We start from the raw sequence: 14,532 nt of genomic DNA, 5'->3' as shown, positions 1-14,532 counted from the left end.
TAGCAAAGGAACTTCGATGAGCCGTCCCCGAATTCTCGTTCCCGGCAAGGTCAATCCGAGCATTCTCGAACGGCTGCCGGAAATGTTCGAGACGGTGCTGATCGAACGTGCAGATCCGGCTCTGGTAACGGCGGATATGGCGGATGTGGCGGGCATCGCCGTTTCCGGTCGGCTGCCGAGCGAATTGATGGATCGGTTCCCGCAGCTCGAGATTATCGCAAATTTCGGGGTCGGCTATGATGGTGTCGATGTCGACCGCGCCGCCGCGCGTGGCATCGTCGTCACCAACACGCCGGATGTGCTCAATGAGGAAGTCGCCGACACGGCGATCGGCCTGTTGATCAATACGGTGCGGCTTCTGCCCCAGGCGGAACAGTGGCTGAGGCAGGGCCAATGGGCGCGCGACGGCAACTTTCAGCTTTCGCCCTTGTCGCTTCGTGGGCGAAAGGTGGGTCTCTATGGTCTCGGAAGAATAGGTCTCGCGATCGCCCGGAGGATCGAAGCCTTTGGCCTGCCGATCGCCTATCACACGCGCACCCGGCGCGAAGATCTCGCCTTTCCCTATTACCCGAGCCTGGTGAGCCTGGCCGAGGCCGTGGATACGCTGATCGTGATCGTACCTGGGACGCCGAGCACGGCGAAGGCGGTCAATGCCGAGGTACTCTCGGCGCTCGGTCCCAAGGGCGTGGTGATCAATGTCGGCCGCGGCTCGACGGTCGACGAAGGTGCACTTGTCGCGGCGCTTCAGAACGGCACGATTGCCGGCGCCGGACTCGATGTGTTCGAGAATGAGCCCCATGTGCCGGAGGCGCTCATCGCCCTCCCGAACGTCTCGCTGCTGCCGCACGTGGCTTCGGCCTCCGTGGTCACCCGCGGCGCCATGGCGGATCTGGTGGTCGACAATCTCAAAGCCTGGTTCACGCATGGAAGGGCCCTGACGCCCGTCGCCGAGACCCCGTTCGAGCGCAATATCCGATAACTATTTGAGCTTGCTCTCCCGGTAAGCGCGAACCGCGTCGCCAAAGGCTCTGAACAAGCCGGCCGACGGGGCGTCGGTCCTGACCCAATATTCCGGGTGCCATTGGACGCCGACGGCGAAGGCCTTCGCGCCGATGACCGATACGGCCTCGATCGTGCCGTCCTCGGCCACGGCCTCGATCGCCAGACGTGGAGCCGTGGCGGCAATCGCCTGGCGGTGCAGAGAGTTGACCCGAACTCGGCCAGCGCCGAGAACGGGAGCGAGGCAGCTCCCCTCCTTGACGATCACGTCCTGGCGAATGCCATAGGCGACGTCGAGATCCGGCACGTCCGGCTTCCGGTGATCCCAAACCCCCGGCTGTTCCTGGATCTCGGTCGCGAGCGTGCCGCCAAGCGCCACATTCAATTCCTGAATGCCGCGGCAGATGGCGAACAGCGGAATGCCGCGGTCGAGCGCACGGCGAATGAGGGGCAAGCTGGTCGCGTCGCGGCCCGGATCGAAGGGGCCATCCGCCTCTCTCGCCTCCCTGCCGTAGAGCGCAGGATGGACGTTGGAGCGAGAGCCGCTCGCGAGAACTCCATCGACGCGGTCGAGGATCTCCTCGATGTCGTTACCGGACTCCAGAGCCGGAATGAGGAACGGCATGACGCCCGCTCCCTCGACCGCCGCACGCACATATTGGTGGGCGACCACATGCCAGACATTGCCGTCGAAATCGCGAAAATCGCACGGGATGGCAACGACAGGTTTCGACATCATCAGGCTCCTCGATCATCTGGATAAAGCCATGGAATCAGATGCCGGCCAAAGTCAACTGGCGAGGTCGATGGAGGCGATTGCCCTGAGCACGGTTGTTCGCAAGGTATGGGGACTGCCTTTGGTGTCGCGCAATCGATTTGCCGCAGTCGTGTGGGCGGGTTTTCGTTGCGAACGCTTCAAGCATTGTGTATGCGGAAACCAAAGGCGACGCTTGCGCATTGCGCAAAAGGCGCTCCGTTTGTGGATCACGGGCCTGCCGCTTGGCGGTGCCGCAGTACTTCTGGAGATTTGGACGATGGCAGAGCATCATTCGGGACCGGTCGAGACGGGCGCTCCGATGGACTATTCCGAACATGAGAAGACCTATAATCTCTTCGTCAACGCGACGAAGTACGGCACGCTGTTCTGCGTTGCGCTGCTGATCGCGATGGCCGCCGGCTTCTTCACGACCATGGGCTTCTTCAGCTCGCTCATCCTCTTCGTCCTCCTCAACGTCGCCGGTTACTTCTTCCTGCGCTGAAATCTTGCCCTGGGTCGGGAGGTAGTCTCCGTCTCGGTTGGCTGACTTTGATCCGGTCGACGGCGGCAAATGCCGCCTTCGATGGAAGAGTACCGTCGCTGCAGCGCAGCCGTCGCTGTAAGGCTTTTGAAATTCTGCAGCTCTTGCCTGGATCGGGGGGTGATCCGAAGAGCTACGCGAGAGGGCGGCCGCTGCGCTGGTTGGTCGCTCGGCAATCGATCGAAATGTCCGTTTTCCAGCCCAGGTCTGGACGCGGGCCGGTGGAGGGGGACTATTGAGCGAGATCGTCTTTGTTGCCAAGGAATCGGATCCCAACGAGCCGCGCGTCGCGGGCTCGGTCGAGAGCGTCAAGAAGCTGACGTCGCTCGGCTTCGAGGTCGTTGTGGAGGCGGGCGCGGGGCTTAGCTCGCGCATCCTCGATGCCGATTTCGAGAAGGCCGGTGCCCGGATCGGCACGGCGAAGGACGCCAAGAGCGCCGACGTCGTGTTGAAGGTGCGCCGCCCGACCGCCGGGGAGATCAAGGGCTACAAGCCGGGCGCGCTGGTGATCGCCATCATGGATCCTTATGGCAACGAGGAGGCGATCGCCGCCATGGCCAAGGCCGGCGTCACCGCCTTTGCCATGGAACTGATGCCGCGCATCACCCGGGCGCAATCGATGGACGTGCTTTCCAGCCAGGCGAACCTCGCCGGTTATCAGGCGGTGATTGATGCGGCCCATGAATATGACCGGGCGCTGCCGATGATGATGACGGCGGCCGGCACGGTGCCGGCGGCGAAGGTCTTCGTGATGGGCGCGGGCGTCGCCGGCCTGCAGGCGATCGCCACCGCAAGGCGCCTGGGCGCCGTCGTCTCGGCAACCGACGTCCGTCCGGCGGCCAAGGAACAGGTTGCCTCGCTCGGCGCCAAGTTCATTGCCGTCGAGGACGAGGAGTTCAAGGCGGCAGAGACCGCCGGCGGCTATGCCAAGGAGATGTCGAAGGAGTACCAGGTCAAACAGGCCGCACTCGTCGCCGATCACATTTCCAAGCAGGACATCGTCATCACCACGGCTCTGATCCCCGGCCGCCCGGCGCCGCGGCTCGTCACCCGCGAAATGCTGCATGCGATGAAGCCCGGCTCGGTCGTCGTCGACCTCGCGGTCGAGCGCGGCGGCAATGTCGAGGGGGCGGAAGCCGGCAAGGTGTCGGAGGTCGCCGGCGTCAAGGTCGTCGGACACCTCAACGTGCCGGGCCGCATCGCCGCCTCCGCCTCGCTCCTTTATGCCAAGAACCTCGTCACCTTTCTGGAGACGATGGTTTCCAAGGAGGAAAAGCGGCTGGCGGTGAACATGGAGGACGAACTCGTCAAGGCAACGGCGCTGACTCATGGCGGCGCCGTGGTGCATCCGGCCTTCGGCGGCACGAATGAGGGGGAAAAGTGATGGCGAACGAACTGTTGGACAACGCACTGACCGATCTTGAACGGGCGGTCGAGGCGGTCAGGACCGCCGCCGAATACGTGCCGGATGCGGCCGGGGCGGTTGCCCATGGTGCCACCGGCGGCGCTATCGATCCCTTCGTCTTCCGCTTGGCGATCTTCGTGCTGGCGATCTTCGTCGGCTATTACGTCGTCTGGTCGGTGACGCCGGCGCTGCACACGCCGCTGATGGCGGTGACCAACGCGATCTCATCGGTGATCGTCGTCGGCGCGCTGTTGGCCGTCGGCATCTCCGCTTCCGGGCTTGCCACCAGCTTCGGCTTCGTGGCGCTGGTGCTTGCCTCGGTCAACATCTTCGGCGGCTTCCTCGTCACCCAGCGCATGCTCGCCATGTACAAGAAGAAAGAAAAGTGAGGCGGGGCCGATGAACGCGAACTTTGCAGCCTTCCTCTATCTCGTCTCCGGCGTGCTGTTCATCATGGCGCTCCGCGGTCTCTCGCATCCGACCACCAGTCGCAAGGGCAATGCCTACGGCATGGTGGGCATGGCCATCGCCATCGTCACGACCCTGCTTTTGGCAGGGCCGTCGATCGGCGGTTTGCTGCTGATCGTCCTCGGCCTCGCGCTCGGCGGCGGCGCCGGTGCCTATATCGCCAAGCGCATCCCAATGACGGCGATGCCGCAGCTCGTCGCTGGCTTCCATTCGCTGGTCGGTCTTGCCGCCGTGCTGGTCGCGGCCGGGGCGCTCTACGCGCCGTCCTCCTTCGGCATCGGCGAGGTGGGCTCGATCCATGCCCAGGCGCTCGTCGAGATGGCGCTCGGCGTCGCTATCGGCGCGATCACCTTCACCGGCTCGATCATCGCCTTCCTCAAGCTCGACGGCCGGATGTCCGGCAAGCCGATCCTGCTTCCCTACCGCCATCTGATCAACCTGGCGCTCGCCGCCCTCGTCGTCTTCTTCATCATCGGCCTGGCGCTGACCGAGAGCCACTTCAATTTCTGGGCGATCGTCCTTCTGTCGCTGGCGCTCGGCGTGCTGATCATCGTTCCGATCGGCGGCGCCGACATGCCAGTGGTGGTGTCGATGCTGAACTCCTATTCCGGCTGGGCGGCCGCCGGTATCGGCTTCACGCTCGGCAACCTGGCGCTGATCGTCACCGGGGCGCTGGTCGGCTCGTCGGGGGCGATCCTCTCCTACATCATGTGCAAGGGCATGAACCGCTCCTTCATCTCGGTGATCCTCGGCGGCTTCGGCGGCGAGACGGCGATCGCCGCCGACGACAGCGGCGTCCAGAAGACGGTCAAGCAGGGCTCGGCCGACGATGCCGCCTTCCTGATGCAGAACGCCTCGAAGGTGATCATCGTGCCGGGCTACGGCATGGCGGTGGCGCAGGCGCAGCACTCGCTCCGGGAACTCGCAGACAAGCTCAAGGAGGCCGGCGTCGAGGTCAAATACGCGATCCATCCGGTCGCCGGCCGCATGCCCGGGCACATGAACGTGCTGCTCGCCGAGGCGAACGTCCCCTATGACGAGGTGTTCGAGCTCGAGGATATCAATTCCGAATTCGCCCAGGCCGACGTCGCCTATGTCATTGGCGCCAACGACGTCACCAACCCGGCGGCGCGCGACGACAAGACCTCGCCGATCTACGGCATGCCGATCCTCGACGTCGACAAGGCCAAGACCTGCCTGTTCGTCAAGCGCTCGCTCGGCTCCGGCTATGCCGGCATCGACAACACGCTGTTCTACAAGGACGGCACGATGATGCTCTTGGGCGACGCGAAGAAGGTCACCGAGGAGATCGTCAAGGCGATCAACCACTGAACGTCAGATCCAGCTCTGAGACAGATGCCCGCCTCGAGGCGGGCATTTGTATTTGCCAGCATGCGTGCGGAAAATCGCAGGCGGCTCGATCACCCGGTCGCGATTTCCGGGTCCCAGGTGAAGAGCTCCTTGGCCCTCCCGATTCCGCGCAGTGCGAAGCGGCCGAGCGAGACGGCATTGGCGCGATGGGCGGGCGGACAGGCTGCAATGAATTCCGATGACATGATCAACTGCCGTTCGACGGAGCGGCACATGGCGACGATGCGGCTCACTTCATTAACCGCCGGTCCGACGACGGTGAAATCGAGCCGGTTCCGGCTGCCGATGTTCCCGTAGAAGACTTCGCCGATATGCAGGCCCAGGGAGACATCGGTGGTCGGCTTGCTTTCCTCGAGCCTTCGTGCGTTCAGCTCTGCGAGTATCACACGCAACTGCCGCTCGGCTGCGATCGCGGCGCTGCAGGCCTCCGCAGGCTCGCGGTAGTTGAAAATGGCAAGGACGCCGTCGCCGATCAGCTTCAGGACGCTGCCGCCGTGGTCCTCGATTGCGGCGATGATAGTGCCGGAATAGTCGTTCAGAAGCGGAATGATCTCCTCCGGCGGGATGCTGTCGGCGATAGCAGTAAAATTGCGGAGGTCGGAAAACCACATCACCGTTTCGATACGCTCCGCCGAGCCTCGTTCGATGCTGCCTTCCACCACTCGTCGACCGGCATCCTCGCCGAGATAGACATCGGCAAGCGTGCGGATGATGCGCATGCAGGAGGCGGTCTTCACGGCCAGCGCGAGTGTCGGTAGCAGCGCCCTCAACGCGCGGAGATCTGCCTCGCTGAAGCCGCCACGTTTCTTGGTCGTCCAGAATGAATAGAAACAGTCCATCTGGCCGATGCGGCCGCGATCGGTGAAGCGGTGGATCAGACTGAGGCTGTCGGTATGGCCTTGCTCCTTCAACGTGTCGAGGGAGGTGAAGAGCACCTGCGGCTCAAGCGCGAGGCGTACACGGCGCTCGGCTTCTTCTGCCTCGAGCATATGGAAGAATACGGAGCGCCGCCAGTTCGCCAGCGCTTCGCCGGCGCTTGTCGAGCCGTAATGCAAGACTTCCGGAACCTCATCGCTCTCACTGTTCCATTGGAAACCGCGGCCTTCGAACTCCGGATGAAGGGTGTCGATAAGCCCGAGCGCGCGGTCGATCGGTAGGCCAGCGGCGCGGCACCGGTCGGCGAAACCGGCGAGCAAATCCTGTTCCTTGAGCCCGCGTATGCCCTCGTCCGACAGCCACAGGACTATGTCGCGGATCTCTTTGTCGTTCATCTAACTCCTGTAGCGCCCGGGTGGCGCATGTGTTGCAGCCTTTGGCCACAGTGCCCCTCCTTAGGCTGGCGTGCAAGGTCGGCTTGGCAATGGATACTTGGAGCTTCATCACCGTTGAGCGGGAGATGGGACTGAGGCCCAAGACCCTGAGGCCTGCCTTGCACAGCCGTCAGCCAGCGGGCGCGAGGACCAGGTGATCCACGCCGACGGCGAGGTTTAGACCTTCCTGGACCTGGATGTTGACCGGCTGCAGCATGAAGGCTTTGTTGGTGCCGCCGGCTATGACCTTCGCTCCTCCGCCCACGGCAAAGCTGGCATCGACGCCGAGACCGTAATACTCGCCGGCAAGCGCGTAGTCAGCAACCGACGTGCCGGTCTTTGCGAGCACGTCCCATATCATTACGCTTTTGCCGGTGGACCCTATGTCGAGACCGATCTTCGTGATCCTGCCCGCATAGACTGCGGGAGGCGAGCCGTCAGCGGGATTGAAGGTGCACATGAGATTCTTCGTGGATGTGACGATAAGCCCCGTGCCCCCCTCGGACCCGCACGTTAGCCGGCCGAGCGTCACATAGCTCTGTGCGGGGGCCGTTGTGGAAAGGGCCGCAAGGGCGGTCGCCACAAGCAAGGTCTGTTTGATCATGGCAGATCTCCATATTTGCCACGGTCAAACTGATTGAGGTCGCGATAGTTCCACAAGCGCCGGTTTCCCCGCCAGCCCGCGAGATAAGAACCGCCCGCGGCGGAGGCGCGGGCGGAGGGAAAGAAAATAGGAAATGTGCCGCGTCAGGACATCGCCTTGACACGCGCAAGCCCAGCGCGGGCGGGCTCGTATTTCGGGTCGAGTTGCAGCGCGTGCGAATAGGACTTCTGCGCCTTGGCCTTGTCGCCGCGGCGCTCGTAGATCAGCGCCTGGTTCGCCCAGGATTCAGCAAGCTTGTTGTTGAGGTTGATCGCCGTGTTGAAATCCGAGAAGGCGTTCTCGTCGTCGCCCTGGGCGGCATAGGAGATGCCGCGACCGTTGTAGGGCTCGGGCGAGCTCGGAGAAAGCGAGATCGCCGTCGAGAAGTCCTCGATAGCCTGCGCATGCTGATTGCGTGCCTGATGGATCAAGCCGCGGTTGTGATAGGCGCGGGGATCCGTCGTGTCGAGCTGGATCGCCTTGTTGAAATCGTTGAAAGCGGCATCGAGCTGGCCGGCCTGGCGATAGAGATTGCCGCGGCCAATATAGGCGACGTCATAGTTTGGGTTAATCTGCAGCGACGCGTTATAATCGGCGAGTGCCGCCTCCTGGTTGCCAACGTTGCGCTGGACGAGCGCTCGATTGGCATAGGCCTGGAAGAAGCGCGGATTGAGCTGAATAGCCTGGTCGAAATCGGCAATGGCGCGGCGGAATTCTCCGGCGCGGCCGTAAGCCGAGCCGCGCACGTTGTAGGCTTCCGGGTCGCTGGGGTTTGCAGAAATCACGCTCGAGAGCGAGGCGATGTTTTCTTCCGAGCCCTGGGCCCGCTCGACTCGAATCATCGATTCCGTATTGTTCGTCGTCTCGCACCCGGCGACGAACATGGCAGAGCCGATGATCAGCATGGCAGCTAGCATCGGCTTGCGCTGGCGGCGGCGAGGCGCCTCTTGGAGGATGAAACCGGAGGCGTCCGCAGTCATGTCAGCAAGTGTCAAAGTCGATCCCTCAATGCGACAAGGTCCCAGTGGCTTTCCGAAGACGGAGAGCGGCGAAGGCGCCGGGTCCCCCGCCGGGGCCTGTCGATGCCCCGGGCGAACCGGCCTGTTTCATTCCGGGCGGTCTACCGTCGCCAATTCATGCAGTCAGCATCACTGCCGACGGACAGGGTGTCCGCAACAAAAAAGGCGGCGGCGAAAACTCGCCCCCGCCACGATTTACATCGGAAAGCGTCGAAAAAACGACGATCAGCGGGCCAGCAGGCCTTCACGCTGTGCGCGCTTGCGAGCCAGCTTGCGGACGCGGCGAACGGCCTCGGCCTTTTCGCGCGCGCGCTTCTGGGACGGCTTTTCGTAGAAGTCACGCATCTTCATTTCGCGGAAAATGCCTTCGCGCTGCATCTTCTTCTTGAGAGCGCGGAGCGCCTGGTCGACATTGTTATCGCGGACAAGTACTTGCACGTGAATCCCGTTCCTTTGGTTCGAGTTGTCACCTCACCCATTGGGAGGCAATAAATCTGCATTCGCTGAGCCGGAGCTTCTGCGATTGATTGAGCGGATACCAGATCATGGCGGCAAAGTCCAGCGCGAGATCGTCGGCGCCCGGTAAAAATCCGCTCAAAGTGCCCCTCGGAGCGCCGGGCACGGTTCGTGCCGCCGCCCATGTCGCAAGTCCGCCCAAGTCCGCCGCATCGCGTCGCAAAAGAAACGTTGCGCGGCCTCGGGATTTGCGATTTCTAACGGCAACGGAACGTTCATCGGGTTCATGGAGTAGCAGGCGGATGCGCAAATATTCTGTTTTCGCCGTGGCGCGCGAGGCGATGCGCGGCCATAAGGGATGGGGGCCGCACTGGGCCTCGCCGGAGCCGCGCAAGCAATATGATGTGATCATCATCGGCGGCGGCGGGCACGGCCTCGGGGCCGCCTATTATCTCGCCAAGGAGCACGGCATCACTAATGTCGCCGTGCTCGAAAAGGGCTGGATCGGCGGCGGCAATACCGGGCGCAACACGACGATCATCCGGTCCAACTATCTCTATGAAGAGAGCATGGACATCTACGAGCATTCGCTGAAGCTCTGGGAAAACCTATCGCTGGACCTGAACTACAACGTGATGTATTCGCCTCGCGGCGTCATGATGTTGTCGCACAATATCCATGACCAGCAGTCGTTCAAGCGGCATATCAATGCCAACCGGCTTTACGGCATCGACAACGAATGGCTGACGCCGGAACAGGCAAAGGCCTATTGTCCGCCACTCGACATCGCCAAAACCGCCCGCTACCCGATCAATGGGGCGGCGCTGCAGCGCCGTGGCGGCACGGCGCGTCACGACGCTGTCGCCTGGGGCTATGCGCGCGCGGCCTCCGACCGCGGCGTTCACATCATCCAGAACACCGAGGTCACCGGTATTCGCCGCGACGAAACCGGGCGCGTCACCGGTGTCGATACCAATCGCGGCTTCATTGGCGCGAAGAAGATCGGTATTTCCGCTGCCGGCCACACGTCGACCTTGATGCGGATGGTGGACGTTCGCATGCCGCTGCAGAGCCAGCCGTTGCAGGCGCTCGTCTCCGAACCGCTGAAGCCGATCTTCCCCTGCGTGGTGATGTCGAACTCGGTGCACGCCTACATCTCGCAGTCGGACAAGGGCGAGTTCGTCATCGGCGCCGGCACCGACCAGTACAATTCCTATTCGCAGACGGGCGGCTTGCAGATCATTACCCATACGCTCGACGCGATCTGCGAGCTTTTCCCGATGTTCCGCCGCGTGAAGATGATGCGGCAATGGGGCGGCATCGTCGACGTCACCCAGGATCGCTCGCCGATCCAAGGTGTGACGCCGGTTCCGGGCCTCTACCTCAATGCCGGTTGGGGAACTGGCGGGTTCAAGGCGACGCCGGGTTCGGCCAATCTCTTTGCCCATCTTATCGCGCGGGGCGAGCCGCACCGGCTCGCTGCGGGGTTGACGCTCGATCGCTTCCGCACCGGGCGGCTCATCGACGAGGCGGCAGCCGCCGCTGTTGCGCATTGATGCGAGGACATTCCAGATGCTTCTGATTTACTGCCCCTACTGCGAGGAAGAGCGTTCCGAGCTTGAATTCCGCAACGGCGGCGATGCCCACATCGCCCGCCCCACCAACATGGCCGAGATCAGCGACGAAGAGTTCGAGGCCTATTTCTTCCTGCGCGACAACCCGAAAGGCGTCATCTTCGAGAGATGGCGGCACATCCATGGCTGCGGCCGCTTCTTCAACGCCGCGCGCGACACGGTCAGCGACCGCTTCATCGCGACATATAGGGCCGGAGAACCGAAGCCTGTCCTCGACGCTGAACCCAAGACGCCCGCGACGGTCGAAACTTACGAGGCCCTGGAAGGAGCAGCACAATGAGCGGGGTCAATCGCATTTCGGGCGCGGGACGCCTGACACCGGCACGCACCGCCCGCTTCACCTTCGACGGTCGGACGCTGACGGCGCTCGAGGGCGATACGGTCGCCTCGGCACTGCTTTCCCATGATATCCATCTCGTCGGCCGCTCGTTCAAATATCATCGTCCGCGAGGCATTCTCTCCGCCGGTGCCGAGGAGCCGAATGCGCTCCTCGACGTCTCGCGTGATGCGGCTCGGCGCCAGCCGAACGTGCGTGCCACGGTGCAGGAGGTCTTCGATGGCATGAAGGTCGCTTCGCAAAACCGCTGGCCCTCGCTCTCGTTCGACGTTGGCAGTTTCAACGATTTTCTGTCGCCCTTCTTCGCTGCCGGCTTCTACTACAAGACCTTCATGTGGCCGAAGGCGGCGTGGCACAAGCTCTACGAGCCGTTCATCCGCCGGGCGGCCGGCCTCGGCGTTACGCCGACCGAGCCGGATCCGGATCACTATGCGAGCCGTTACGTCCATTGCGACGTGCTGGTCGTGGGTGCAGGCGTCGCCGGTCTTGCGGCGGCCCTCGCAGCGGCGAAGGCCGGCGCCAAAGTGATCGTCTGTGACGAACAGGGCGAAGTCGGCGGTGCGCTTCACCACGATATCGGCACCGTCATCGACGGCAAGCCGGGTTATGGCTGGGCACAGCAGACAGGCAAGGCCCTTGCCGCCATGGACAACGTGACGCTGCTGACCCGCACGACCGCTTTTGGTTACTACAATCACAATTTCGTCGCTCTTGTCGAACGCGTGACCGATCATCTCGCCGCCGTCGACGAAACGCTGCCACGTGAGCGGCTCTGGCAGGTGCGGGCAAAGAAGGTGATCCTCGCCAATGGCTCAATCGAGCGCCATATGGTCTTCGCCAACAATGATCGGCCCGGCATCATGCTGGCTTCCGCCGGCCGTACCTACCTCAACCATTTCGGCGTCGCCGTCGGCAAGAGGGTCGGCATTTATACGGCGCATGACTCCGCCTATGAGGCGGCCTTCGACCTGAAGCGGGCAGGCGTCGCGGTGCCCGTCATTGTCGATTGCCGCCAGAAGCCTGGCGAGGCGGTGCTAGAGGAGGCCCGAAACCTCGGCATAGAGGTGCTGACCGGCCACTCCGTCGTCGACACCAGCGGCAAGCTCCGCGTTGCCTCCATCAGCGTCGCCCGTAATGGTGGCGGCGGTCAGCGCAAGATCGCCGTCGATGCACTTCTGGTCTCGGCCGGCTGGACGCCTTCGGTACACCTGTTCTCGCAGTCGCGCGGTAAGGTGAAGTTCGACGCTGCGACGGAACGATTCCTGCCCGGCATCTACGCTCAGGAATGCCTTTCCGTCGGCGCCTGCAACGGCACCGACGACCTGCAGGCGACTATCGACGAGGCGCTTGCTGCCGGAGAACTCGCTGCGCGCGCTGCCGGCGCCAAAGGCGGTGCGCAGGTTGCGCTCAACGGCCGAAACGCTTTCGAGTGGACGGGCGGCATGATCGGTGCGGCCGAAGGGGCGGGGGCCGACAAGACCGTCAAGGCCTTCATCGACTTCCAACACGACGTCTGCGCCAAGGATATCCGCCTCGCCGTGCGTGAGGGCATGCACTCGATCGAGCATATCAAGCGCTTCACGACGAATGGCATGGCCTCCGACCAGGGTAAGCTCTCCAACATGCATGGGCTTGCGATCGCTGCGGAAGCGCTCGGCAAGGAAATCCCGGCGGTGGGGCTTACGACCTTCCGACAGCCATATACGCCGGTGACCTTCGGCACGATCGTCAGTCATTCGCGGGGCAGCTTGTTCGACCCGGCGCGCAAGACGCCGATGCATGCCTGGGAGGAGGCGCAGGGCGCCGAGTTCGAGGACGTCGGCAACTGGAAGCGCGCCTGGTTCTATCCGAAGGCCGGCGAGACCATGCATGAGGCGGTCGCCCGCGAATGCAAGACCGTTCGCGAGGTCGCCGGTGTCTTCGATGCCTCCACCCTCGGCAAAATCGAGGTTGTCGGTCCGGATGCGGCCAAGTTCCTCAACCTCATGTACACGAACGCCTGGGACAATCTGAAGCCCGGCCGCTGCCGCTACGGCATCATGCTGCGCGAGGACGGCTTCATCTACGACGACGGCGTCGTCGGTCGATTGGCCGAGGACCGCTTCCATGTGACGACGACGACGGGCGGGGCGCCGCGCGTCCTCCAGCACATGGAAGACTACCTCCAGACAGAATTCCCGCACCTCAAGGTTTGGCTGACCTCGACCACCGAACAGTGGGCGGTCATTGCCGTGCAGGGGCCGAAGGCGCGCGAGATCATCGCGCCGCTCGTCGAAGGCATCGATCTCTCCAACGAGGCCTTGCCGCATATGAGCGTTGCCGAGGGTCGCATCTGCGGCGTGCCGGCGCGGCTCTTCCGCATGTCGTTCACCGGCGAACTGGGCTTCGAAGTGAATGTGCCGGCGGATTACGGTCAGGCGGTCTGGGAGGCGATCTGGGCTCGTGCCGAGCCGATGGGCGCCTGCGCCTACGGCACCGAAACCATGCACGTCTTGCGCGCCGAAAAGGGCTACATCATCGTCGGCCAGGACACGGACGGCACCGTCACCCCGGACGACGCAGGGCTATCCTGGGCGGTTTCGAGGAAGAAGCCGGATTTCGTCGGCATTCGCGGCCTGAAGCGCCCAGACCTCGTCAGGGACGGCCGTAAGCAACTCGTCGGGCTGCTTACCAAGGACCCGAAGGTGGTACTCGAGGAAGGCGCACAAATCGTCGCTGATCCGAACGAGCCGAAGCCGATGACCATGCTCGGTCATGTGACCTCGGCCTACTGGTCGCCGAACTGCGGCCGATCGATCGCGATGGCGCTCGTCGCCGGCGGCCGCGCGCGCCTGGGACAGACGCTCTACGTGCCGATGGCCGACCGGACGATCGCCGTCGAAGTAAGCGACATGGTGTTCTTTGACAAGGAAGGAGGTCGCCTCAATGGCTGACCAGGCAATGGCAACTCGAAAAGCTCCGCTCGAGGGACTCCGCGGCGGCTCGCCTGCGGCGACGGTCACGCCAGCCGTTCCCGCCTCGCGGATCGCGCTGCGCGCCCCCGCGGAATCGGTTTCGGCCCTCTCCGCCGCGCTCGGCGTCACGCTGCCGGTGCGGCCGAAGACGTCGGCCTCCACGGCCAAGCGCCATGCGCTCTGGCTCGGTCCCGACGAATGGCTGGTGATTGACGAGGACGGCGCCGACCTGATGGCGGCCGCGGCATCGAGCAATGCCCTGCATTCGGCGACAGACGTCTCTCACCGCAATACGGCTGTGATCGTCAGCGGGTCGGGAGCGGAGGTGGCAATCAACAGCGGCTGCCCGCAGGACCTGTCGCTCGCCATCTTTCCTGTCGGCGCCTGCTCGCGCACGATCTTCGGCAAGGCGGAAATCATTCTCTTCCGCACCGCCGAGGACTCCTTCCGCGTCGAATGCTGGCGGTCATTCTCGTCCTTTGTCTTCGGCCTGCTTTCGGAAGGCGCGATCGACGCGGGTCATTGAGGAATTGGCGAATTTGACCACCGCCTGCCCCGTTCTCCGCAGCAGCTGCGGAGGGCGGACCGGTACCTTCTCCCTGCTGGCGGACTGCTGGCGGGGAGACGGCGGCGGCCTA

The 14,532-nt window shown here is 63.5% G+C and carries 14 protein-coding genes; 9 read left to right on the top strand and 5 right to left on the bottom strand.

What is annotated here, in order from left to right:
- Positions 1–16: 16 nt before the first annotated feature.
- The gene (locus tag J2Z31_RS19175) at positions 17–979 is read left to right on the top strand and encodes a 2-hydroxyacid dehydrogenase (protein WP_209603480.1); all 963 of its coding nucleotides are present in this window, start codon (positions 17–19) and stop codon (positions 977–979) included.
- On the opposite strand, the gene J2Z31_RS19170 is transcribed toward J2Z31_RS19175, so the two are convergent.
- Entirely contained in the window at positions 980–1,735 is a 756-nt protein-coding gene (locus J2Z31_RS19170; RefSeq protein ID WP_209603478.1) for a gamma-glutamyl-gamma-aminobutyrate hydrolase family protein, read from the bottom strand.
- Positions 1,736–2,033: 298 nt separating this feature from the next.
- On the opposite strand from J2Z31_RS19170, the gene J2Z31_RS19165 reads away from it, so the two are divergent.
- From J2Z31_RS19165 to J2Z31_RS19150, 4 genes are all read left to right on the top strand, one after another.
- Positions 2,034–2,258: an aa3-type cytochrome c oxidase subunit IV gene (locus J2Z31_RS19165; RefSeq protein ID WP_209603476.1), complete on the top strand. Its 225-nt coding sequence runs from the start codon at positions 2,034–2,036 to the stop codon at positions 2,256–2,258.
- Between the two features lie 274 nt (positions 2,259–2,532).
- Positions 2,533–3,681 (top strand): Re/Si-specific NAD(P)(+) transhydrogenase subunit alpha, encoded by a 1,149-nt coding sequence (locus tag J2Z31_RS19160; protein ID WP_209603474.1) that lies wholly within the window; start codon positions 2,533–2,535, stop codon positions 3,679–3,681.
- Complete coding sequence (locus tag J2Z31_RS19155) at positions 3,681–4,091, top strand: NAD(P) transhydrogenase subunit alpha (RefSeq protein ID WP_209603472.1); 411 nt, start codon at positions 3,681–3,683, stop codon at positions 4,089–4,091. The genes J2Z31_RS19160 and J2Z31_RS19155 overlap by 1 nt, the downstream gene beginning before the upstream one ends.
- A 10-nt stretch (positions 4,092–4,101) precedes the next feature.
- Complete coding sequence (locus J2Z31_RS19150) at positions 4,102–5,502, top strand: NAD(P)(+) transhydrogenase (Re/Si-specific) subunit beta (protein WP_209603470.1); 1,401 nt, start codon at positions 4,102–4,104, stop codon at positions 5,500–5,502.
- Positions 5,503–5,591: 89 nt separating this feature from the next.
- On the opposite strand, the gene J2Z31_RS19145 is transcribed toward J2Z31_RS19150, so the two are convergent.
- The 4 genes from J2Z31_RS19145 to rpsU all read right to left on the bottom strand — a co-directional run bounded on the left by J2Z31_RS19145 (position 5,592) and on the right by rpsU (position 8,951).
- Positions 5,592–6,812 carry an adenylate/guanylate cyclase domain-containing protein gene (locus J2Z31_RS19145; RefSeq protein ID WP_209603468.1) on the bottom strand — a complete coding sequence of 407 codons (1,221 nt, stop codon included), beginning with the start codon at positions 6,810–6,812 and terminating at the stop codon, positions 5,592–5,594.
- A gap of 169 nt (positions 6,813–6,981) precedes the next feature.
- Positions 6,982–7,455 (bottom strand): DUF992 domain-containing protein, encoded by a 474-nt coding sequence (locus tag J2Z31_RS19140; protein WP_209603466.1) that lies wholly within the window; start codon positions 7,453–7,455, stop codon positions 6,982–6,984.
- A 143-nt stretch (positions 7,456–7,598) separates the two neighbouring features.
- Positions 7,599–8,489, bottom strand: coding sequence for a tetratricopeptide repeat protein (locus tag J2Z31_RS19135; RefSeq protein ID WP_234939524.1), 891 nt, complete (start codon positions 8,487–8,489; stop codon positions 7,599–7,601).
- Between the two features lie 249 nt (positions 8,490–8,738).
- Positions 8,739–8,951 (bottom strand): 30S ribosomal protein S21, encoded by a 213-nt coding sequence (rpsU, locus tag J2Z31_RS19130; protein WP_012709405.1) that lies wholly within the window; start codon positions 8,949–8,951, stop codon positions 8,739–8,741.
- Between the two features lie 320 nt (positions 8,952–9,271).
- Here rpsU and J2Z31_RS19125 point away from each other — a divergent pair, with 320 nt between their 5' ends.
- The 4 genes from J2Z31_RS19125 to soxG are packed head-to-tail and all read left to right on the top strand — an operon-like array spanning position 9,272 to position 14,420.
- The gene (locus J2Z31_RS19125) at positions 9,272–10,525 is read left to right on the top strand and encodes a sarcosine oxidase subunit beta family protein (protein WP_209603464.1); all 1,254 of its coding nucleotides are present in this window, start codon (positions 9,272–9,274) and stop codon (positions 10,523–10,525) included.
- Between the two features lie 16 nt (positions 10,526–10,541).
- Positions 10,542–10,883 carry a sarcosine oxidase subunit delta gene (locus J2Z31_RS19120; protein WP_209603461.1) on the top strand — a complete coding sequence of 114 codons (342 nt, stop codon included), beginning with the start codon at positions 10,542–10,544 and terminating at the stop codon, positions 10,881–10,883.
- The gene (locus J2Z31_RS19115; RefSeq protein WP_209603459.1) at positions 10,880–13,873 is read left to right on the top strand and encodes a sarcosine oxidase subunit alpha; all 2,994 of its coding nucleotides are present in this window, start codon (positions 10,880–10,882) and stop codon (positions 13,871–13,873) included. The genes J2Z31_RS19120 and J2Z31_RS19115 overlap by 4 nt, the downstream gene beginning before the upstream one ends.
- Positions 13,866–14,420 carry a sarcosine oxidase subunit gamma family protein gene (gene soxG, locus J2Z31_RS19110; protein WP_209603458.1) on the top strand — a complete coding sequence of 185 codons (555 nt, stop codon included), beginning with the start codon at positions 13,866–13,868 and terminating at the stop codon, positions 14,418–14,420. Before J2Z31_RS19115 ends, soxG begins: the two co-directional genes overlap by 8 nt.
- Positions 14,421–14,532 lie beyond the last annotated feature (112 nt).

Origin of the sequence: Sinorhizobium kostiense (assembly GCF_017874595.1) — a bacterium.
Taxonomy (GTDB): domain Bacteria; phylum Pseudomonadota; class Alphaproteobacteria; order Rhizobiales; family Rhizobiaceae; genus Sinorhizobium; species Sinorhizobium kostiense.
This window is presented reverse-complemented; position numbering and strand designations above follow the sequence as displayed.

What these genes read in the sequence shown, in the direction of transcription:
- J2Z31_RS19125 (WP_209603464.1), top strand. Translation starts at nt 9,272, where the DNA reads ATGCGCAAATATTCTGTTTTCGCCGTGGCGCGCGAGGCGATGCGCGGC.
- J2Z31_RS19155 (WP_209603472.1), top strand. Translation starts at nt 3,681, where the DNA reads ATGGCGAACGAACTGTTGGACAACGCACTGACCGATCTTGAACGGGCG.
- J2Z31_RS19120 (WP_209603461.1), top strand. Translation starts at nt 10,542, where the DNA reads ATGCTTCTGATTTACTGCCCCTACTGCGAGGAAGAGCGTTCCGAGCTT.
- J2Z31_RS19115 (WP_209603459.1), top strand. Translation starts at nt 10,880, where the DNA reads ATGAGCGGGGTCAATCGCATTTCGGGCGCGGGACGCCTGACACCGGCA.
- J2Z31_RS19175 (WP_209603480.1), top strand. Translation starts at nt 17, where the DNA reads ATGAGCCGTCCCCGAATTCTCGTTCCCGGCAAGGTCAATCCGAGCATT.
- soxG (WP_209603458.1), top strand. Translation starts at nt 13,866, where the DNA reads ATGGCTGACCAGGCAATGGCAACTCGAAAAGCTCCGCTCGAGGGACTC.
- J2Z31_RS19170 (WP_209603478.1), bottom strand. Translation starts at nt 1,735, where the DNA reads ATGTCGAAACCTGTCGTTGCCATCCCGTGCGATTTTCGCGATTTCGAC.
- J2Z31_RS19140 (WP_209603466.1), bottom strand. Translation starts at nt 7,455, where the DNA reads ATGATCAAACAGACCTTGCTTGTGGCGACCGCCCTTGCGGCCCTTTCC.
- J2Z31_RS19150 (WP_209603470.1), top strand. Translation starts at nt 4,102, where the DNA reads ATGAACGCGAACTTTGCAGCCTTCCTCTATCTCGTCTCCGGCGTGCTG.
- J2Z31_RS19165 (WP_209603476.1), top strand. Translation starts at nt 2,034, where the DNA reads ATGGCAGAGCATCATTCGGGACCGGTCGAGACGGGCGCTCCGATGGAC.
- J2Z31_RS19145 (WP_209603468.1), bottom strand. Translation starts at nt 6,812, where the DNA reads ATGAACGACAAAGAGATCCGCGACATAGTCCTGTGGCTGTCGGACGAG.